Here is a 19,447-nt window from a genome sequence, read left to right on the forward strand (position 1 = left end):
AAATAATAACTATAAAGGCTTGGCTTTGCCAAGTTTCTTTTTTATACTTTAAGGACGTTTAACTTTATTAAAGGATTAAAGTATAAGAAAAATTAAGGCTTTCGCCATTAAGGACTTGGCGACAAGCCGAGTCTTTACTAATTGTACTCTATTTATACAATGTTGTCCAAAGGGGGATATTTGTGAAAACAGCTGTTATTGTTGGTGGGGGAAAAGGCGGAACGGCTCTTTTTAAAATGTTAATGGAAAGCGGGCGTCTTAAAATAATCGGAATAGCTGATATTAATCCTTCAGCTCCCGGATTAAAAAAAGCAGAAGAAGCAGGAATATCAACTACTAAATATTGGAAAGAACTATTAAAGTTAAAACCTGATATGGTGATTGAAGCAACAGGCGAAGAAAAAGTATTCCAGCAAATATATAATTACTCTAATCATCAATTTCTTGTTATTCCAGCATTTGTTGCTAATGTGCTCTATGATTTAATTCATGATAAAGAACAATTAATTCAAGCCCTTCAAAGTCATGACAGAGTGAGATCTACCATTTTACATTCTACTCATGATGGGATGATAGCGATTAATACTGAAGAAAAAATCATTTTATTCAATCGGGCTGCCTCAGAAATGACTGGAACTTCTCAAAGCCAAGCAGAAGGAGCATTAATTGATGAAATTCTTCCGGAAAGTGGGTTAAAAAGAGTGATGAAAACCAGCATAGAAGAAACAAACAGAAAGCTCACTTTTCAAAACGGCCGTTCGATTATTACTACTCGCCTTCCTTTATGGGAACACGGATTGTGCATCGGAGCTTTAGCTGTTTTTAAGGATGTAACGGAAATTGCGAAAATGGCTGAAGAAGTTACGAACTTAAAAAGTATTCAACAAATGCTTGAGTCTATCATTCATTCCTCAGAAGAAGCTATATCCGTTGTAGATGAAAACGGCTATGGTACAATGATCAATCCGGCATACACCCGTTTGACAGGTCTATCAGAAGAAGAAGTAATTGGAAAACCTGCTCATACCGACATTTCAGAAGGCGACAGCATGCACATGCAAGTGTTGGATACGAAAAAACCTGTAAGAGGGGTTAGAATGAAAGTCGGTCCTAAGAAAAAAGAAGTTATTGTTAATGTTGCACCGGTGATCGTAGATAGGAAAATAAAAGGCAGTGTCGGAGTACTGCATGATGTTTCAGAAATACGAACTTTAACGGAAGAATTAAAACGTGCCCGAAAACGTATACGGACATTAGAAGCAAAATATAATTTTGAAGATATCATCGGAAGATCAAAAGAAATGCAAGTCCCATTAGAACAGGCAAAATTGAGTGCAGGAGTCCCCGTTACAGTTTTATTACGCGGGGAATCTGGTACAGGAAAAGAATTGTTTGCTCATGCTATTCACAACGCAAGCAGCCGCAGATTCAATAAGTTTATCAGGGTGAATTGTGCTGCTATTTCCGAGTCATTGTTAGAGAGTGAACTTTTTGGTTATGAGGAAGGGGCTTTTTCTGGAGCTAAGCAAGGAGGGAAGCGCGGGTTAATTGAAGAAGCCGACAAGGGAAGTATTTTTTTAGATGAAATTGGGGAGATGTCGTCGTCTACTCAAGCTAAATTGCTGCGTGTTTTACAAGAAGGAGAGATTGTTAAAGTTGGAGCTGCAAAATCAATTACTATTGACGTAAGAGTGATAGCAGCTACAAATATCAATCTTGAAAAAGCGGTTCATGAAAATAAATTCCGTGAAGATTTATATTACCGCTTAAACAAGATGCCGATTTATATTCCTTCATTACGGGAAAGAAAAAGTGATCTAAAAGAACTGTGCAACCACTTACTCGATAAAATAAATTCAGATTTTGGAAGAAGTGTCTCTAATATCTCAGACGAAGTGCTAGATACTTTATATCATTATGATTGGCCAGGAAATGTCAGGGAACTTGAGAATGTGCTAGGAAGAGCGGTTATTTCGATGCAGAATACGGACCAAATGATTAAAACAAGACATCTTCCGCCGCTTCGTTTGACACACCACTCAAATCACGTCCAAACATCAGGAAATCATAAGAAACATACTACACTGCAAGAAGACGTTCAAGCGTTTGAAAAAAATAAAATTCAAGAAGTACTAAAAGATAATCAGAATAATAAAACCTTAACTGCGAAACAACTCGGTATTTCCGTAAGAAATTTGTATTACAAATTAGAAAAGCATAAAATTGAATATAATGGCATGCAATAATTTTCTTAGTATGAAAAAAAGTGCACACATTTCATTAGCTATAACCTCCATACAAATGATATGTTTTTCATTTTAGCCATTGGCATGTCATTTGCATTTTTACATAATAAGGCAAAAGATGATGAGAGAGTCAGAGCTATCTTAAATATAGAAAGAATGAAGCAGCTGCGGCTGATAAAATTGGTCAGTAAGATTTACCAAATAAAGCGTAGATGCCAAGTATTTGAAATATGATGATAAAAATACAGAATCAGGGGGCACTACTAATGAAATTGTTTCAAGAGATGGAAAAATATAATTATGAACAAGTAGTGGTATGCCAAGATAAAGCATCAGGCTTAAAAGCTATTATTGTTATTCATGACACTACCCTTGGTCCTGCTCTTGGCGGGACGAGAATGTGGAGGTATGATTCCGAAGAAGCTGCTTTTGAAGATGCTCTTCGTCTTGCAAAAGGGATGACATATAAAAATGCAGCTGCTGGATTAAATCTTGGGGGAGGTAAAACAGTTATTATAGGAGACCCCCGAAAGGATAAAAATGAAGAAATGTTTCGGGCTTTCGGCCGCTATATTCAAGGACTGAACGGCCGCTATATTACAGCAGAAGACGTAGGAACGACAGTAGAAGATATGGACATTATTCATGATGAAACTGATTTTGTTACAGGCATATCACCAGCTTTTGGTTCCAGCGGTAATCCTTCACCGGTTACTGCGTACGGAGTATACGTGGGAATGAAGGCCGCTGCAAAAGAAGCATTCGGCTCTGATGAATTAACAGGTAAAGTAATCGCAGTTCAAGGGGTTGGAAATGTTTCTTATCATTTATGTAAGCTTTTGAATGAAGAAGGTGCGGTATTAATTGTAACAGATATTCATAAAGAGTCTGTAGAACGGGCTGTCCGTGATTTTAACGCAAAAGCTGTAGATCCTGATAGTATATTTGACGTAGAGTGTGATATTTTTAGTCCATGTGCTTTAGGTGCTGTTATAAATGATGATACAATAAACAGATTAAAAGCAAAGGTGATTGCTGGAGCCGCTAATAATCAATTAAAAAAAGACGAACATGGAGAAATGCTTCATGAGAAGGATATTGTTTATGCACCAGATTATGTTATTAATGCAGGAGGGGTTATTAACGTAGCAGATGAACTTTATGGATATAATCGAGAAAGAGCCATGAAAAAAGTAGAAGGAGTATACGACAACATAAAAAAGGTTATTGACATTTCAAAAAGAGATCGTATTCCGACTTACTTAGCAGCTGACAGGCTGGCTGAAGAAAGAATTGAAAAAATGAAAGACTCTCGAAAACAATTTTTAAGAAATGGCTGTCATATCTTAAGCAGACGATCTTATTAAGTATAATAGGTTTAATAACAATTGTTGATATATCCAATTGTGAAAGACAGCTCTTTGTGCTGGAAGGAAGAGGGAGTTACATGCTATGTTCTAACTGCAGGTGTTATGTCCAAGCTATTATTAATACTTTAGGAAATAATTAACTTTGCTAAAGGAATCAATTAAGAAAAGACTAAGGCTTTCAATGTACAGGTCGTCTAATGCCGCCGTTCCCACAGACGCACTTCCACACGACGTGGCGACTTCTAAGTTGAGCACAGGAAGTGTACGTTTTAAATAGAATTTCGTTTGCCTAGGCGGTTTTCTCTTAATAGAGCTGCAAGCCAAGTTTTTTCTAAAGACAAATGACGAACCACTTCAACTAAAATGGGATAAGTGTTTTAAATATCCGGGACAACACAACCACAACCTTGCTTATAGGGATTAGAGAGGAAATAAAACAATCTTAAATTAGGGGTAGATACTAGAAGGAGGGGACAATTATGGCTAAGGAATATGACCTGGTCATACTAGGTGCTGGTACAGGAGGTTATGTTGCAGCAATTAAAGCCGCACAACACGGCTTGAAAACTGCTGTGGTTGAAAAAGAAAAAGTAGGAGGAACCTGTTTACATAAAGGTTGTATCCCGAGTAAATCTTTACTTCGGAGTGCTGAAGTTCATGCTACGATTAAAGAAAGTGATCAATTTGGCATCTCTGTACAAGGTATAGAATTACAGTTTGATAAAGTGCAAAAAAGAAAAGATGATATTGTCAATCAACTTCATAATGGTGTCAAAAGTCTAATGAAAAAGGGGAAAATTGATATATATGAAGGCCACGGGCGTATTCTTGGTCCTTCTATATTTTCTCCTGCTGCTGGCACTATATCAGTTGATATGAAAGATGGTTCAGAAAATATTATGCTGCTTCCTAAAAATATTATTATTGCAACAGGCTCACGGCCCAGGCTGCTCCCTGAAATAGAGGTAGATGGAGAAAAAGTTCTGACATCAGATGAAGCATTACATTTAAAAGAACTTCCAGCCTCTGTAAATATTATAGGAGGCGGTGTGATCGGAATTGAATGGGCTTCTATGTTATCAGATTTTGATGTTGATGTTACGGTGCTTGAATATGCGGATCGAATTCTTCCAGGAGAGGATGCAGACATTTCGAGTGAAATGACTCGGCGGTTGAAAGATCGAGGAGTCCACATTGTTACAAACGCTGAAATATTATCTGGTAGTACAACCGAGAATGAAAAAGTATCTGTTACAGCTGAAGTGAATGGAATAGAACAAAGTTTTACAGCTGACACGTTACTATTGTCTGTTGGACGGAATGCAAATATAGAAGACATCGGGTTAGAAAACACCGACATTAAAGTAGAAGATGGATTCATTGGCACAAATGAATATTACCAAACGAAAGAATCTCATATTTATGCGGTTGGAGACGTTATTGGAGGTATGCAGCTTGCACATGTTGCTTCAAGAGAAGGTATCATAGCGGTTGAGCATATCTGTTCAAAACAACCTTTGCCGCTCGATGTAACGACTGTTCCAAGATGTACTTACAGCAGGCCAGAAGCGGCGAGTATCGGTTTAACAGAAGACCAAGCAGTAAGTGAGGGGTATCACTTAAAAACGGGAACATTTTCATTTCAAGCAATAGGGAAAGCAATCGTTAATGGGGATGCAGAAGGTTTTGTAAAGCTTGTAGCCAATAAAGAAAATGATGATCTTCTAGGCGTCCACATGATAGGAGCACATGTAACAGACTTAATCTCTGAAGCGGCGCTTGCAAAATTAGTAGATGCTTCAAACTTTGAAATCAGTGAAACGATACACCCTCATCCCGCCTTGTCAGAGATTTTAGGGGAAGGTTCACTCGCGGTTGATGGAAAAGCCATCCACTCATAAAACTATTAAGGAGGTATACAATGGCCTCAACAAAACATGAACAACTGGGATTATCAAATGAAAAAGTATTAGAGATGTATAAAACAATGCTATTAGCAAGAAAGATTGATGAAAGGTTGTGGCTTTTAAATAGGGCTGGCAAAATACCTTTTGTTATCTCTTGTCAAGGACAAGAAGCAGCCCAAGTAGGTGCCGGAATGGCTTTGAACACGGAGGAGGATTATATTCTGCCTTATTACCGTGATATGGGGTTAGTATTAAGCTTTGGCATGACAGCAAAAGATTTGATGATGTCGAGTTTTGCTAAAGCAGAGGATCCAAGTTCAGGCGGCAGGCAGATGCCCGGACATTTTGGGCAGAAAAAAAATCGAATTGTTACCGGATCTTCCCCAGTGACCACTCAAGTGCCACATGCAGCTGGCATTGCCCTTGCCAGTAAAATGGAAAGGAAAAACTTTGTTACGTTGACAACGTTTGGAGAGGGATCTTCTAATCAAGGTGATTTTCATGAAGGTATTAATTTTGCTGGTGTTCATAAACTGCCTGTTATTTTTATGTGTGAAAATAATAAGTATGCTATTTCCGTTCCTATTGAGAAACAGCTTGCATGCGAAAAAGTTTCAGATAGGGCAATGGGTTATGGTATGCCCGGAGTGACTGTGGATGGAAACGATCCGCTTGCTGTCTATGAAGCAGTTAAAGAAGCTTGGGACCGTGCTAGAAAAGGAGAAGGGCCATCCTTGATTGAAACTGTATCCTACAGGCTGACTCCACATTCCAGTGACGATGATGACAGATCTTATCGAACGAAAGAAGAAGTAGAGGATGCAAAACAATTGGACTCCATTCATACGTTTGCTAAATATCTAAAAGAAACAAATACACTAACGGATCAAGTAGAAGAAAATATGCTCGAAGATATAAGAAAAACAGTTGACGAAGCAACAGAGGCTGCAGAAGAAGCTCCGTATGCTGACCCAGATTCCACTCTGCTGCATGTATATAGTGAAAAGGACGGTGAGTTGTAATGACTGTCTTAACTTACATTCAAGCTGTAACGGCGGCTTTGCGTGAAGAAATGGCAAGAAATGAAAAAGTCTTTGTATTAGGCGAAGATGTCGGCGCAAGAGGAGGCGTTTTTCGAGCGACAGACGGACTTTATCAAGAGTTTGGAGGCGAAAGAGTACTTGATACACCTCTTGCCGAATCAGCTATTGCAGGTGTAGGCATAGGAGCAGCAATGTATGGAATGAGGCCGGTTGCCGAAATGCAATTTGCAGACTTTATTATGCCCGCTGTCAATCAAATCGTTTCTGAAGCTGCTAAAATACGTTATCGTTCAAACAACGACTGGTATTGTCCCTTAACGATTCGTGCACCATATGGCGGCGGAGTTCATGGGGCCTTGTATCATTCCCAATCAGTGGAGGCTCATTTTGCTAATGTTCCAGGATTAAAAATTGTGATGCCTTCTACTCCATATGATGTTAAGGGCCTTTTAAAAGCAGCCATCCGTGATGATGATCCGGTATTATTTTTTGAACATAAAAGAGCCTACCGTTTAATTAAAGAAGAAGTGCCCGATGAGGACTATACACTGCCCATTGGAAAAGCTGATATAAAAAAAGAAGGCTCGGATGTTACGGTGATCAGCTATGGGTTATGTCTTCACTTTGCTTTACAGGCAGCAGAAAAACTAAAGGAGGACGGAATATCCACTGAAATACTTGATTTAAGAACGATTTACCCTTTAGATAAAGAAGCAATTATAGAAGCTGTTTCAAAAACTGGTAAAGTACTGCTCGTAACAGAAGACAATAAAGAAGGAAGTGTTATGAGCGAAGTGTCTGCTGTAATTGCAGAAAACTGTCTATTTGATTTGGATGCCCCTGTCCAGCGTTTAGCAGGCCCGGACGTCCCAGCGATGCCTTATGCTCCTGCGATGGAAAAATATTTTATGATGAATCCGGATAAAGTCGAAAAAGCAATTCGTGATTTAGCAGAATTCTAGAAAGGAGGGGGCCATATGGCTGAAGAAATAAAAATGCCGCAGCTCGGTGAAAGTGTAACCGAAGGTACGATTACAAAATGGCTGGTAAAGCCCGGGGATAAAGTGAACAAATATGATCCGATAGCAGAAGTAACGACAGACAAAGTGAATGCTGAAGTACCTTCTTCTTATTCAGGTACCATTACTGAAATCGTGGCAAAAGAAGATGAAACTGTTCAGGTCGGTGAGCTTATTTGTTATATGGATACAGCTCAAATAACGAAAGAGACAACAAAAAAAACAGAAGACGATGCTTCAAACCCTGACCCTGCAGATAACTCTTCAATGAAAAAACGGTATTCTCCTGCAGTAATGAAGCTGTCACAAGAACATAACATTGATTTATCTAAAGTAGAAGGAACAGGAAGAAGCGGAAGAATAACAAGAAAAGATTTGGAGCATCTAATACGTTCGGAAAATGTTTCAGAAACAAAAGCTGCAACAAAGCCAGTTCAGGAAGAAGACGAAATATCCACTCCGGTGTACCCAACGTATAAACAAAAGCCAGGCGAAAAACCAGAAGCCGGTGATCAAGATACAGAAATACCATTAAGCGGGACGAGAAAAGCAATTGCTGCAAATATGGTGAAAAGTAAACAAGAAATTCCTCACGCTTGGACAATGGTAGAAGCTGATGTCACAAACCTTGTTTCTTATCGAGATAAAATTAAAAATGATTTTAAACAAAAAGAAGGATTCTCTATAACCTTTTTGCCCTTTTTTATAAAGGCTGTTGTTGAAGCTCTAAAAGAATTTCCGGAAATTAATTCGGTATGGGGCGGTAATAAAATCATTCAAAAAAAAGGTATTCATATGTCGATAGCAGTTGGTACCAACGAGGCACTTTATGTTCCAGTTATTAAAAACGCGGATGAAAAAAGTATTAAAGGTATTGCCAAGGAAATAGATGAATTGGTCCATAAAGCGAGAAGCGGTAAGCTAAGCAGTGAAGAAATGAAAGGAGGAACCTTCACTGTTAATAACACAGGTACATTTGGATCTGTTCAATCGATGCCAATTATTAATTTTCCCCAGGCTGCTATTTTATCTGTTGAATCGATAAATAAAAAGCCGGTTGTCATGCAAGGAGACATGATTGCCATTCGAAGCATGGTGAATCTTTGTTTATCCCTAGACCACCGTATTTTAGACGGATTGATTTGCGGAAGGTTTTTAGCAAGGATTAAAGAAAAAATGGAAAATTTTGATCCTGCATCAGAGAATATTTATTAAAACAAGTCAGGAGCTGTCCCAATTCATATGGGAACAGCTCTATTTTTCTATCTGCAGCCACTAAACCTTCAAAGCAGCAAGCAGAGTTTTTCTAATAAAACAGAATGATTCTTGTTTACAAATCGTAACTTTTACGATAAAATGCTGAGGGATAAAACGTAATGATTACGGAAGGGGAAAGGAAATGAAAAACCAAGGTATTTTCCTGCTGTTATTGGGAGCATCTATTTCTATTGCGGCATGTGGAACAGAAGAACAAAATCAAGATAATACAGACAATACAGAAGAAAATGAAAGCGAACCCCTGCAAATTTATACGACGCTGTACCCATGGGAAGAATTCACAGAGATAATTGGCGGTGATGCAGTCCAAGTAGAGAATCTAGTACCAGCTGGCAGTGATGTCCATAGCTTTGAACCCACAGCTCAAACAATGGTAAAAATAGCGGAATCTGATGCTTTTATTTATAATGGAGCAGGTATGGAAGGATTTGCTGATGCAGTTAAAGATACAGCTCAGCAAGAAGGTGCAGCAACAATTGAAGTCACAGAAGAGTTGGACTTAAATACTTATGATGCGCATTCCCACGAAGAAACAGGTGAAGAAGATGGTCATGGAAGTGGTGAACACGAGGAAGAAGAGCATGATCATGGAAACGAGAACCATGGAAAAGAAAAAAACCATGAAGAAGAACATGACCATAACCATGACCACGGTGACCAGGATCCACATGTATGGTTAGATCCTTTACTAGCTGGTGAAGCAGCTGAGAAGATTAAAAATGAACTAATTGAACTTCGGCCTGAAAATGAAGAAGAATTCGAAGAAAATTTTAATAATTTGAAGACAAAATTGAATAGTATACATGACCAATTTGAGGAAATGGCAGCAAATACGAAAAATAATACGTTTTTAGTATCTCATGCCGGATATGGGTATTGGGAGGAGAAATATGGCTTGCATCAAATCGGAATTTCCGGTCTTTCTCCTACAAATGAACCTTCTCAAAAGCAATTACAAAACATTGTCCAATTAGCGGAAGAAAACGGCATAAATCATGTTATGTTTGAACAAAATGTTTCTTCTAAAGTTGCACAATTGGTTCAAAAAGAAGTAGGGGCTGAAGCCTTGTATTTGCACAATTTAGAATCCTTAACGGAAGAGGATATTGCTAATGACGAGAATTATTTTACTCTAATGAATAAAAATATTGAAAATTTAAATGAAGCATTAAATTATTGATTAAGAACGGTTTTCTTTTCAAGAAAGTAAAGTTACTTGCTGTCATTTCCATTTTTTCGATACAATAAGATCAGAACATTAAATTTTGATATGAAAGGATGGATAAAATGGATTTTAACTTTATGATAAATGATGTTGTACAGACGGCAAGAAAAGAAATGGAAGAAGCAGGGTACGAATCATTAAGTACTCCCGAAGAGGTAGAGGAAGCGTTGGCTGGAGAAGGAACAACACTTGTAATGGTTAACTCTGTTTGTGGCTGTGCAGGCGGCATTGCTCGTCCGGCAGCAGCGTATATGAGAAATTACGAAAAGAAACCTGACCGATTCGTAACTGTCTTTGCTGGACAAGATAAAGAAGCTACCGAAAAGGCTCGTTCCTATTTTACAGGGTATCCACCATCTTCCCCTTCATTTGCACTAGTTAAAAATGGGGAAATTCAAAGAATGGTAGAGCGTCATGAAATTGAAGGCCATGAACCAATTGAGGTCGTTCAACAACTCGAAAAAGCATTCGACGAATATTGCAATTAATAAAGAAGAAATACCGCCATCTGTTTTTTTCAGTTGTTGGCGGTATTTTATTTCAGTAGTAATAAATATAGCTAAAACGTATGTATGAGAAATGACTTCTTCAACACACAGAAAGCACGACTGCAGCCATTGTCACAGGACGTACATTTTTAGAAGATTTCTTTTACACAGAAGCAAACCGAATGTTTCTAAAACTTGACTATCCCAAAAATTGTTGTGCTATAATAACGTAAGAATTCATACATAAAGGGCTGAAAGAATGATGGATAAATTATATGATCAAGTGCAGAAATATTTAAATATGGATGAAGAAATTGCTTTTAAAGAATTTCAACAATTTTATCAGGACGTCATATCCCAATTAGACAGTGAAGCGGAAAGTTTTCAGGAAGACAAAATCTGGAAAGGATTGTTTGTTGTAGAAAGCATTATGTCAAATGCTGAAAATCGTGCGAAGACAACTAAAAGTGCGTCAGAAACAAAAAAATATAAAAAAATGGCTAAGCGAACTAAATTATATGCCCAGAATTTCACGAGACGTCTTCACCAATTTGGATATACACAAGAACACATTGGTGAAAAGTTCGAACAAATGCTTGAAGAAGGCACAAAGGAAGAGGTAGAAGAATAACGTTCTGCAGCTGATACACTCAGTTTCCTGCCTTTTCTGATTTTTTCCTTTTTTTTTATTGACATAGAAGGAAAAAACAGATAAAATAGGCGTTGTCTTACTTGAGAAGAAGCTATGTTTGCGCCTATGGTGAAAGGGATATCACGCGAGATTCCGGTTCTCGTATTCCAGGTTCGAATCCTGGTAGGCGCGCCATAAATGAATACATAACTAGCAGTACTGCACAATTAGTTTGTGCAGTTTTTTGTAATTTACAGGAGAAATGTTAAAGAATTGTAAATCGAAGGAGCTGCTTATGCCAAAATGGAGAATTGGATATAGAACGTTAAAAACAGCAGTCGGTGCGGCATTAGCTATTTTTATTGCACAATTTTTGCAGTTAGAATTTTTTGTGTCAGCCGGAATTATAACTGTTCTTTGTATTTCTATAACAAAGAAAGAATCCGTGCGTGCTTCTTGGGAACGAATTGTCGCTTGTATTATCGGATTAGGGTATGGAAGTGTGATTTTTGAAGTGTTAGGTTATCATCCTATGTCGATTGCTGTTTTATTTTTGTTGTTTATCCCAACTGCTGTAGCAGCAGGAGTCAAAAAAGGCGTAGTAACTAGTGTTGTAATCATGCTGCATCTGTATACCTATGGGAATGTTTCTATTGCTATATGGATAAACGAGATTTTTTTGATTACGATTGGAGTAGGCGTTGCTCTTGTAATGAATATGTATATGCCTAGTGCAGAAAAGATTTTGATTTGTAAACAAGTAAAGCTTGAGGAATGTTTTGAAAAAATATGGCAAGAATACGCTTCCTTTCTCCGTTACGGCGATAATTCTTGGGATGGAAAGGAAATTGCAGAAGTTTCCTCTTTTATAGAAGAAGGAAAAAGTTTAGCAATGAAAAATATTGATAACCATTTTTTACGGCACGATGATTATTTTTATCACTATTTTAATATGAGAGAAAAACAGTTAGATGTTATAGAAAGTATTCTGCCTTTTATCTCGACTTTAGACAGAACGGTTATTCAAGGAGAAAAAATGGCAGGTTTTATGGAAGAATTAAGTCAAGCTGTTACTCCAGGCAACACAGCTGGATACTTTTTAATTAGACTGAATGAACTAAGAGAAGAAATAAAGCAAATGGAGCTTCCAAAATCAAGAGCAGAATTTGAAATAAGGTCGTCACTTTTTTATATTCTACATGAAATAGAAGAGTATTTACTAATAAAAAAGATGTTTAAACCAGATCCAAAGCGCACTCGTACAGTGTCTGGGAAACGATTGAATAGAGATCATAATAGGAGAGATACTAATTAAAACTTCATTCTCAGTAATGGACGCGGGGGCGTTGAGGAAAATGAAATTATGTAATATCGCTATAATTTCTTTAATGATACAATCAGTTTTATGGCCGCTGAATGCAGTACCTAATGCAGGTGATCCCTATATTATAATAAATAAACGGACAAATCAGCTCGCTTTTATAGAAGGCGGAGAAATCGAAGAAACATATCATGTCGCAACCGGAAAAACGGAATTATTAACACCTGAAGGAGAATTTACAGTCATTGTAAAAGCTATCCGGCCATATTACCGAAAGTTAGATATTAAAGGCGGCGATCCAAAAAACCCTTTAGGAAGCAGATGGATTGGATTTGATGCTGAAAACACAAATGGAAGGGTTTACGGAATTCATGGCACGAACCGTCCTGAATCTATCGGCCGTCATATATCGAATGGATGTATCCGTATGAAAAATGAAGAAGTTAATCAATTATTTGAAAAAACTATTCCGGGAACAAAAGTATGGATCGAAAGCAGTCCAAAATCCATTTCCCAGATCGTTAATGAAAGAGGGCTTCGTTACGGAGATAAACCGTATTATTTAGAAGAAGATTTAAAATCGTTATAATTAAACAAGTAAGCCCCTCCTTAATGGCTGGGGGCTTTTTATATTCATTCTGTTGTATTTTAAAAGAAAGTGGCTGCACCTGTAAGGACACTTCCGACCACTAATGTTATGATCATTATATAGATAATCGTTTTTTGAAATTTTTTAGGCATGTTTCTTCCCTCCATACATATTGTTAGTTTATATTTTACGGGGCAAAGGGACAAGACTCAACCTTTTATTGCTTTTGAAAACAGGAAAAAAACTGCTGCACCTAGAAGTTATACATGCTGAAAACGACTATTATATACATAAAGTAGGGATGATAATGCAAAAACCCCCAAAAAAAATCGATCATATTGGGATAGCAGTAAGGTCAATAGAAGAGCACTTACCTTTTTATGAAAATGTACTCGGATTAGAACTATTGAAAATGGAAGAAGTAAAAGCCCAAAAAGTTAAAGTTGCGTTTATAGCTATTGGCGATTCGAAATTAGAACTGCTAGAGCCATTAGACTCTTCCAGTCCAGTAGCAAAATTTATTGAAAAAAACGGCGAAGGTATACATCATGTAGCTCTTGGTGTAGCAAACATTGAAGAACGGCTCCGCGAAATAAGAAACGAAGGTATCCAAACATTAAATGATAAACCAGTAAAAGGAGCTGGCGGAGCTGACGTTGCTTTTTTACATCCAGCTTCAACAGGACGAGTACTGTTTGAGTTTTGCGAAAAGAAATAAAGCTTGTTTTATTCTTCAAAAACAAAAATTGATAGGAAATGAACATAGCAGGAGGAACGCATATGATTAATGAAGAACGCCTTGTTAATGAATTTATGGAGCTAGTACAAATTGATTCCGAAACAAAAAATGAAAAGCAAATCTCTAAAGTATTAACACAAAAATTTGAAGATCTAGGGATTAAAGTGGAAGAAGATAATGCGGGTGAGACAACGGAGCATGCTGCCGGGAATTTAATATGTACATGGGAAGGAAATACCGAGGCTGATTGTATTTATTTTACTTCCCATATGGATACGGTTGTGCCCGGACAAGGAATTAAACCGTTTATAAAAGACGGTTATATTCAAACAGATGGCAGCACTATTTTAGGCGCAGACGATAAAGCAGGAATTGCCGCAATGCTAGAATGCATCAGGACAGTTCAAGAGAATAATTTGGCTCATGGAACGATTCAATTTGTAATTACTGTCGGGGAAGAGTCCGGGCTGGTAGGAGCAAAAGCTCTTGATGAAACCTTATTAAAAGCGGAATACGGATATGCTTTAGATAGTGACGGGAAGGTTGGCAATATTATTGTGGCCGCGCCAACTCAATCTAAAATAATTGTAAAGGTTAAAGGGAAAACAGCACATGCCGGAGTTGCACCAGAAAAAGGGATATCAGCAATAACAGTAGCGGCGAAAGCTATTTCGAAAATGCCGCTCGGTCGTATCGATGAAGATACAACAGCAAATATAGGCCGATTTGAAGGAGGGTCACAAACGAATATCGTTTGCGACGAAGTATATGTGCTTGCTGAAGCAAGGTCTCTAGTTAAAGAAAAAATGGACAAACAAGTTGAGAAAATGAGAACAGCTTTTGAACAAACAGCAAATGATATGGGAGCAGAAGCAGAAGTTGAGGTTACCGTCATGTATCCAGGTTATAAATTAAGTGAAAAAGATCATGTCGTTTCTACAGCTGTGAAAGCGGGACAAACAATTGGGCGAACTCCTAAACTGTTGAAAAGCGGCGGAGGTAGTGATGCTAATATTATTAGCGGTTACGGAATCCCAACGGTTAATTTAGCTGTAGGATATGAAGAGATCCATACTACAAATGAAAAAATCTCTGTCGAAGAACTAGTAAAATTAACAGAAATGGTGACAGCAATTATTGAAGAAAGCACATCTAAAAGATAACATTCCAAAAGATCTAGGAAGTACTAAGTTAAACATATTAAGGGTGAAGAGAAACCATGGAAGATCAACATCTAAATTATCATTCCTATTTAAATTTATTGCGTGGCGCACTGAAGGTAGTCGAAGAAGATTGGCAGTCGGCTGCAAACGACTTAGGAATTACTCAGGCAGAACAGCATATCCTTTGGATTTTATTTATGGAAAAGAAAGCTACTATGTCCAAAATAGCGGAACTTGGGCTTTGGGACTTATCCACTGTGATGCAGATTATAAAAAGATTAAAAAGTAAACAATTAGTGAAAACAGAAAAAAATGAAAATGATTTACGTGTTTCTTATGTTACTCTAACGGAAAAAGGGGCAGAGATACGAAAAGCTTCAAGTGAAAAAGATCATCGGTTTTTACAATTTATAGAACATTACGGCAGGTCTAACCAAGAATTTTTAGAGGATTTTCATTCGTTTTTACAAACCGCTAACAGCCGCTTCCATGGTGAAAATTTTGTGCGCTGGGTCGAAAAAACGAGTGATTTTAGCAAACAATAAAATAAGGAGACCCTTTTTCCCCTTATGGGGGATTTTTTTAGCTGCGGCATTCGCTGTACTCGGAAAAAAGCCGAGTTTTTCTAGAGGAAGGAGGATTCGATGGGAAGGCAATGGAAAGGAAAAGTAATTTTTCATGTAGATATTAATAGTTTTTATGCATCAGTAGAGAGAATACATGATCCTTCTTTAGCTGGAAAACCAGTAGCTATAGCAGGCAATCCAAAAGAAAGAAAAGGAATCGTAGTTACAGCTAGTTATGAGGCAAGAGCGTATGGCGTGAAGACTACGATGCCTGTTTGGGAAGCGAAAAGAAAATGTCCCGGTTTAATTATTCGACCTCCCGATTTTGATAAGTACAGAGCAGCTTCTGCCGAGATGTTTCATTTATTAGAGGAATACACCGAGTTAGTGGAACCTGTTTCCATCGATGAGGGTTATTTGGATATGACAATTCCTTTTAAAGAAGGAAAAACAGTTCAGACTGCATATGAATTGCAAAACAGAATGAACAGAGAATTAGGATTGCCATGCAGTATAGGAATAGCTCCAAATAAATTTTTAGCAAAAATGGCCAGCGACATGAAAAAGCCGTTAGGAGTGACGGTTCTTCGAAAAAGGGAAGTACCCCAAAAGTTATGGCCTCTTCCCGTTGAAGAGATGCATGGTATCGGGCATAAGACAGCCGTAAAATTAAAAGATTGGAATATATTGACTATTGGAGATTTAGCTGTTTTTTCAGCTTCTTCTCTGCAAGGGCGCTTTGGAGTGAAAGGCAAAAAACTAAGTGAACGAGCCAATGGAATAGACCATCGTTCAGTGGACCCAGAAGCTGCAAAGGAAGTTAAAAGTGTGGGGAATTCAATAACGTTGTCTTCCGACGTACAAGATAAAGAAGAGCTGATGAACGTTATTCAGACTCTTTCTGAAAAAGTGGAAATAAGATTAAAACGAAAAGAAGTGTCTTCTGCTAACATACAATTGATGATTAGATATAGTGATCGACAGACGATAACAAGAAGCAGAAAACTTCCCAATCCGCTTTTTACGGGTGCAGAGATAAAACGACAGGCAGCCGAATTGCTCAATAAGCATTGGAATGGTAAACCGGTCCGGTTAATAGGTGTGACCGCCTTGAACGTCATTCCTCTTTCAGAAGCTTATAAACAACTAGACTTATTTTCATACAAAAAAGATATGAAAGAAGCCGAATTATCTCATTCAATTGCTGAACTGACCAATAAGTATGGAGACAATATTATTTCGAAAGGAAGTTCTCTTAAAAAGTAGGCTGTGTGTAAAGGCACAAGCCTTTTTTTATATTTTAGGAATGTTTAACTTTGTTAAAGGATCAAAGTATAAGAAAAACTACGACTTCCGCTTATAAGGAATGGACGGCAAGCCGAGTTTTTCTAATGCTTTGAAAATGAAAGGAGTAAAAAACAGGGAATAGATCTAGTCCGTAAGTCTTATAAATATCAACAGAATGAAGCCGATAATAAAGGCAGAGTGATTAATCGGGGTGAACAGTGTGAAATTGTCAGCAAATATATCTTCTAAACAAAACCAGTCCTCTTCTTTACCATTACGAGAAGGTGCTGTATATCGTGCAAATATATTAGAACGGCGGGGAAACAATGAAGCGACAATACGTCTTAATAACTGGAAAATACATGCAATATTTCAAGGTGGTATGCCTAAGCAAAACAACATTGCTTTTCAAGTAACGAACAGAAAAGAGGGCGAACTTCAGGTTCGTGCTCTTACCAACAGCCAAAATAATATAGACGGACAAAATCGAGCAGTTTCTACTTCTTCTATTTTAAAAAACTTAGGAGTTCATCAGCCTTCCAATGCCGTAAAAAGCGGAGCTTCAATTTTGTTAGATTTAGGCACAGCACTTACCAAAACATCCACTCGTTCTCTGCAAAACTTCATGGAAAAATCATCAGGTACGACAGAGCAGAAATTACAAACGGTGCAAGCAGCAGCTAATAAAAGGATTGATATAACAGAAAATAACTTAAGAGATATACATGAAGGTTTACATAGTAAAAGTGCTGTTAATTTTATGAAAAGTCTCTCTGTATCTAACTACAACTCTCAAGAATCACAAACACAAATGTCAGCCGATAAAGTAAATGAGGCAGTAAAACAAGGAATAAGAGCGGCAGAAGCGAGTGATAAAGAAGGACTAAAGGAGACAGTGCAAAATATACGAACGCAGCTTCAAAAAGGAGAAGAACCTTCTAAGGCTTTAAAAGAAATCAAAGAAAAGATAATCAATCATTCCGCTCTAACAGAAAGACAGAGATCAGATGCAGAAAAAGGAGTAAAAGAAGTAGAAAATTTTATTTCGAAAGGGAAAACACGTCAAGCAAAAGAAGTACTGTCCGATACGTTGAAAACAGAAGGGGCATTGCCTAGAGAGAAGTCTGGGGCAGTGAGTTCGTCTTTAATAGAAAATATTCAAGATATACGTTATGCACTGCATAATGGAGGTTCTGCTAAAGAAACCATTAAACAAATACAACGTGAAGTATTAAACCATCCGGAACTTACAAAAGAACAAGCTTCTCAGTTAAAACAAGCTATAAAAGAAGCAGAACAACTAAGCAATGCTGGACGGGAAAAGCTCGATAATGCTTTGCGCACGTTAGAAAAAAGTGCAGGAACTAAAATGGCCCCCGCACCAATGGAAAGACTAGAAGAACCATTGCATCAGCTGCGCAAGGAATTACAAGCTGGAGCACCTGCCGATAAAGTGCTTCAAAAAATAAAACAGCTTTTACAACAAGGTGATAAAAGGGAAATAGCACAAACATTAGATCGAGTGCTTTCCCAAATGGCAAGTTCATCAGCCGGAAACAAGGGAGCAATGCACCTTGACATCCAACAAGCTTTAGAAAAAGCAGGGTTTTATAGAACTTATGTTCGTGAAATGGGGAAACTCATCAATCAATCAGAACAGCTGCATGAAGCCGGAAGGAAGCACATGATAAATATACTGGACAAAATAGAATTAACGGGAAAAGAAAGGGCAAATGTTCAAGAAATGCTGCCATCCCTGAAAAACAAGGTAAATCAGGAACCTGATTTGAACAAGTTATTAAATCAGGTGAGAGGTGAATTGGTTCCGTCACTGCCAAATCGTTTGCAGCCATCGGCAGCTGAACAGACAGCCAAAGCTCAAGTACTTTTAGATCAGAGAAAAGAATTAGCATCGAGACAGCATACTCATCGCTTACTTGAAGATTTAACAAAGGCTATGCAAGTAAATGATAATCAAAGTAAACTTTCTTCCTATGTAGTTAACGAAGCAATCCAGACATCGGTGCCGTTCGAATCTAAACAGCTGCTTGAAACGAGAATTACAGAGAAACTTATAAAAGTGGCGGATGATTTTAAACAAATAAAGCAAGATACACTAAAACAATTAGAACAAGCATCAAAATTAATACGGCAGGACAAACAATCAGCACCTCAAGCTAAGAAAATTCTAGAAGCAGCAATAAAAAAATTAGATCGGGCCATTTTAAGAAGCGATGTCATGCTTTTTACGGATATGAAAACAGAACGACAATTACTTCAAGCAAGTGGACAGCTTGCCGAAGCTAAACAATTGCTTGGAAAAGGAAAGATTGCAGAAGCTCATTGTTTCACTTTTTGTTCGGTCGGTTTGAATTGTAATTTACTCATTCTTGTACCTCGTTTACAACCTATTAATTGGCTGAACAAAATAATATTCATATGCAAGAAGACCCTGGACTACTAGAAAATTTATTAGATATGGACCTAGGTGATAATGTCCCTCCGCAGCTTTATTCTGTTATAGCAGAAATTTTGCTGCTTATAGAAGAAATGGAAAAGAAATATTAATGCTGCG

The 19,447-nt window shown here is 37.7% G+C and carries 17 protein-coding genes, 1 tRNA gene and 1 pseudogene; 18 read left to right on the forward strand and 1 reads right to left on the reverse strand.

Annotation, left to right across the window (positions count from 1 at the left end; genetic code table 11):
* Positions 1 to 182: 182 nt before the first annotated feature.
* The 12 genes from CEF16_RS02685 to CEF16_RS02740 all read left to right on the forward strand — a co-directional run bounded on the left by CEF16_RS02685 (position 183) and on the right by CEF16_RS02740 (position 13,117).
* Complete coding sequence (locus CEF16_RS02685; RefSeq protein ID WP_091579322.1) at positions 183 to 2,246, forward strand: sigma-54 interaction domain-containing protein; 2,064 nt, start codon at positions 183 to 185, stop codon at positions 2,244 to 2,246.
* A gap of 266 nt (positions 2,247 to 2,512) precedes the next feature.
* Entirely contained in the window at positions 2,513 to 3,613 is a 1,101-nt protein-coding gene (bcd, locus tag CEF16_RS02690) for a branched-chain amino acid dehydrogenase (protein ID WP_091579325.1), read from the forward strand.
* Between the two features lie 482 nt (positions 3,614 to 4,095).
* Positions 4,096 to 5,517 (forward strand): dihydrolipoyl dehydrogenase, encoded by a 1,422-nt coding sequence (gene lpdA / locus CEF16_RS02695; protein WP_091579327.1) that lies wholly within the window; start codon positions 4,096 to 4,098, stop codon positions 5,515 to 5,517.
* A 20-nt stretch (positions 5,518 to 5,537) separates the two neighbouring features.
* Positions 5,538 to 6,545: a thiamine pyrophosphate-dependent dehydrogenase E1 component subunit alpha gene (locus CEF16_RS02700; protein ID WP_091579330.1), complete on the forward strand. Its 1,008-nt coding sequence runs from the start codon at positions 5,538 to 5,540 to the stop codon at positions 6,543 to 6,545.
* Positions 6,545 to 7,528 (forward strand): alpha-ketoacid dehydrogenase subunit beta, encoded by a 984-nt coding sequence (locus CEF16_RS02705; protein ID WP_091579333.1) that lies wholly within the window; start codon positions 6,545 to 6,547, stop codon positions 7,526 to 7,528. The genes CEF16_RS02700 and CEF16_RS02705 overlap by 1 nt, the downstream gene beginning before the upstream one ends.
* Positions 7,529 to 7,543: 15 nt before the next feature.
* Positions 7,544 to 8,800 carry a dihydrolipoamide acetyltransferase family protein gene (locus tag CEF16_RS02710; protein ID WP_091579336.1) on the forward strand — a complete coding sequence of 419 codons (1,257 nt, stop codon included), beginning with the start codon at positions 7,544 to 7,546 and terminating at the stop codon, positions 8,798 to 8,800.
* A 184-nt stretch (positions 8,801 to 8,984) separates the two neighbouring features.
* The gene (locus CEF16_RS02715; RefSeq protein WP_091579339.1) at positions 8,985 to 10,043 is read left to right on the forward strand and encodes a metal ABC transporter solute-binding protein, Zn/Mn family; all 1,059 of its coding nucleotides are present in this window, start codon (positions 8,985 to 8,987) and stop codon (positions 10,041 to 10,043) included.
* A 107-nt stretch (positions 10,044 to 10,150) separates the two neighbouring features.
* Positions 10,151 to 10,576, forward strand: coding sequence for a BrxA/BrxB family bacilliredoxin (locus CEF16_RS02720; RefSeq protein ID WP_091579341.1), 426 nt, complete (start codon positions 10,151 to 10,153; stop codon positions 10,574 to 10,576).
* A gap of 259 nt (positions 10,577 to 10,835) precedes the next feature.
* The gene (locus CEF16_RS02725; protein WP_342750461.1) at positions 10,836 to 11,207 is read left to right on the forward strand and encodes a hypothetical protein; all 372 of its coding nucleotides are present in this window, start codon (positions 10,836 to 10,838) and stop codon (positions 11,205 to 11,207) included.
* 120 nt (positions 11,208 to 11,327) lie between these two features.
* Positions 11,328 to 11,402: transfer RNA gene (locus CEF16_RS02730), tRNA-Arg, on the forward strand.
* A 100-nt stretch (positions 11,403 to 11,502) separates the two neighbouring features.
* Positions 11,503 to 12,522 carry an aromatic acid exporter family protein gene (locus tag CEF16_RS02735; protein WP_091579344.1) on the forward strand — a complete coding sequence of 340 codons (1,020 nt, stop codon included), beginning with the start codon at positions 11,503 to 11,505 and terminating at the stop codon, positions 12,520 to 12,522.
* Positions 12,523 to 12,562: 40 nt separating this feature from the next.
* Positions 12,563 to 13,117: a L,D-transpeptidase gene (locus CEF16_RS02740; protein ID WP_091579347.1), complete on the forward strand. Its 555-nt coding sequence runs from the start codon at positions 12,563 to 12,565 to the stop codon at positions 13,115 to 13,117.
* A 59-nt stretch (positions 13,118 to 13,176) separates the two neighbouring features.
* Here the strand turns inward: CEF16_RS02740 and prli42 are convergent, their stop codons facing one another.
* Positions 13,177 to 13,269, reverse strand: coding sequence for a stressosome-associated protein Prli42 (gene prli42, locus CEF16_RS23550; RefSeq protein WP_158735217.1), 93 nt, complete (start codon positions 13,267 to 13,269; stop codon positions 13,177 to 13,179).
* 155 nt (positions 13,270 to 13,424) lie between these two features.
* On the opposite strand from prli42, the gene mce reads away from it, so the two are divergent.
* From mce to CEF16_RS24225, 6 genes and pseudogenes are all read left to right on the forward strand, one after another.
* A complete protein-coding gene (gene mce, locus CEF16_RS02745; RefSeq protein WP_091580701.1) occupies positions 13,425 to 13,835 on the forward strand; it encodes a methylmalonyl-CoA epimerase in 411 nt (136 codons plus the stop codon).
* A 62-nt stretch (positions 13,836 to 13,897) separates the two neighbouring features.
* Positions 13,898 to 15,019 (forward strand): M20/M25/M40 family metallo-hydrolase, encoded by a 1,122-nt coding sequence (locus CEF16_RS02750; RefSeq protein ID WP_091579349.1) that lies wholly within the window; start codon positions 13,898 to 13,900, stop codon positions 15,017 to 15,019.
* A gap of 56 nt (positions 15,020 to 15,075) precedes the next feature.
* A complete protein-coding gene (locus tag CEF16_RS02755; protein ID WP_091579352.1) occupies positions 15,076 to 15,564 on the forward strand; it encodes a transcriptional regulator, SarA/Rot family in 489 nt (162 codons plus the stop codon).
* Between the two features lie 99 nt (positions 15,565 to 15,663).
* Complete coding sequence (locus CEF16_RS02760) at positions 15,664 to 16,851, forward strand: DNA polymerase IV (protein WP_091579355.1); 1,188 nt, start codon at positions 15,664 to 15,666, stop codon at positions 16,849 to 16,851.
* A 241-nt stretch (positions 16,852 to 17,092) separates the two neighbouring features.
* Positions 17,093 to 19,336 (forward strand): hypothetical protein, encoded by a 2,244-nt coding sequence (locus CEF16_RS02765; protein ID WP_091579357.1) that lies wholly within the window; start codon positions 17,093 to 17,095, stop codon positions 19,334 to 19,336.
* A pseudogene (locus tag CEF16_RS24225) lies at positions 19,288 to 19,440 on the forward strand (EscU/YscU/HrcU family type III secretion system export apparatus switch protein); the annotation flags it as partial. The gene CEF16_RS02765 and the pseudogene CEF16_RS24225, both read left to right, overlap by 49 nt.
* Positions 19,441 to 19,447 lie beyond the last annotated feature (7 nt).

Source organism: Alteribacillus bidgolensis (assembly GCF_002886255.1).
In the GTDB taxonomy this organism is placed as follows: domain Bacteria; phylum Bacillota; class Bacilli; order Bacillales; family Marinococcaceae; genus Alteribacillus; species Alteribacillus bidgolensis.

Bases quoted from the DNA above. Each gene is read 5' to 3' on its own strand.
- lpdA (WP_091579327.1), top strand. From the start codon at position 4,096: ATGGCTAAGGAATATGACCTGGTCATACTAGGTGCTGGTACAGGAGGT.
- CEF16_RS02740 (WP_091579347.1), top strand. From the start codon at position 12,563: ATGAAATTATGTAATATCGCTATAATTTCTTTAATGATACAATCAGTT.
- CEF16_RS02725 (WP_342750461.1), top strand. From the start codon at position 10,836: ATGATGGATAAATTATATGATCAAGTGCAGAAATATTTAAATATGGAT.
- CEF16_RS02750 (WP_091579349.1), top strand. From the start codon at position 13,898: ATGATTAATGAAGAACGCCTTGTTAATGAATTTATGGAGCTAGTACAA.
- CEF16_RS02700 (WP_091579330.1), top strand. From the start codon at position 5,538: ATGGCCTCAACAAAACATGAACAACTGGGATTATCAAATGAAAAAGTA.
- prli42 (WP_158735217.1), bottom strand. From the start codon at position 13,269: ATGCCTAAAAAATTTCAAAAAACGATTATCTATATAATGATCATAACA.
- CEF16_RS02755 (WP_091579352.1), top strand. From the start codon at position 15,076: ATGGAAGATCAACATCTAAATTATCATTCCTATTTAAATTTATTGCGT.
- bcd (WP_091579325.1), top strand. From the start codon at position 2,513: ATGAAATTGTTTCAAGAGATGGAAAAATATAATTATGAACAAGTAGTG.
- CEF16_RS02735 (WP_091579344.1), top strand. From the start codon at position 11,503: ATGCCAAAATGGAGAATTGGATATAGAACGTTAAAAACAGCAGTCGGT.
- CEF16_RS02760 (WP_091579355.1), top strand. From the start codon at position 15,664: ATGGGAAGGCAATGGAAAGGAAAAGTAATTTTTCATGTAGATATTAAT.
- CEF16_RS02710 (WP_091579336.1), top strand. From the start codon at position 7,544: ATGGCTGAAGAAATAAAAATGCCGCAGCTCGGTGAAAGTGTAACCGAA.
- CEF16_RS02705 (WP_091579333.1), top strand. From the start codon at position 6,545: ATGACTGTCTTAACTTACATTCAAGCTGTAACGGCGGCTTTGCGTGAA.
- CEF16_RS02720 (WP_091579341.1), top strand. From the start codon at position 10,151: ATGGATTTTAACTTTATGATAAATGATGTTGTACAGACGGCAAGAAAA.
- mce (WP_091580701.1), top strand. From the start codon at position 13,425: ATGCAAAAACCCCCAAAAAAAATCGATCATATTGGGATAGCAGTAAGG.
- CEF16_RS02715 (WP_091579339.1), top strand. From the start codon at position 8,985: ATGAAAAACCAAGGTATTTTCCTGCTGTTATTGGGAGCATCTATTTCT.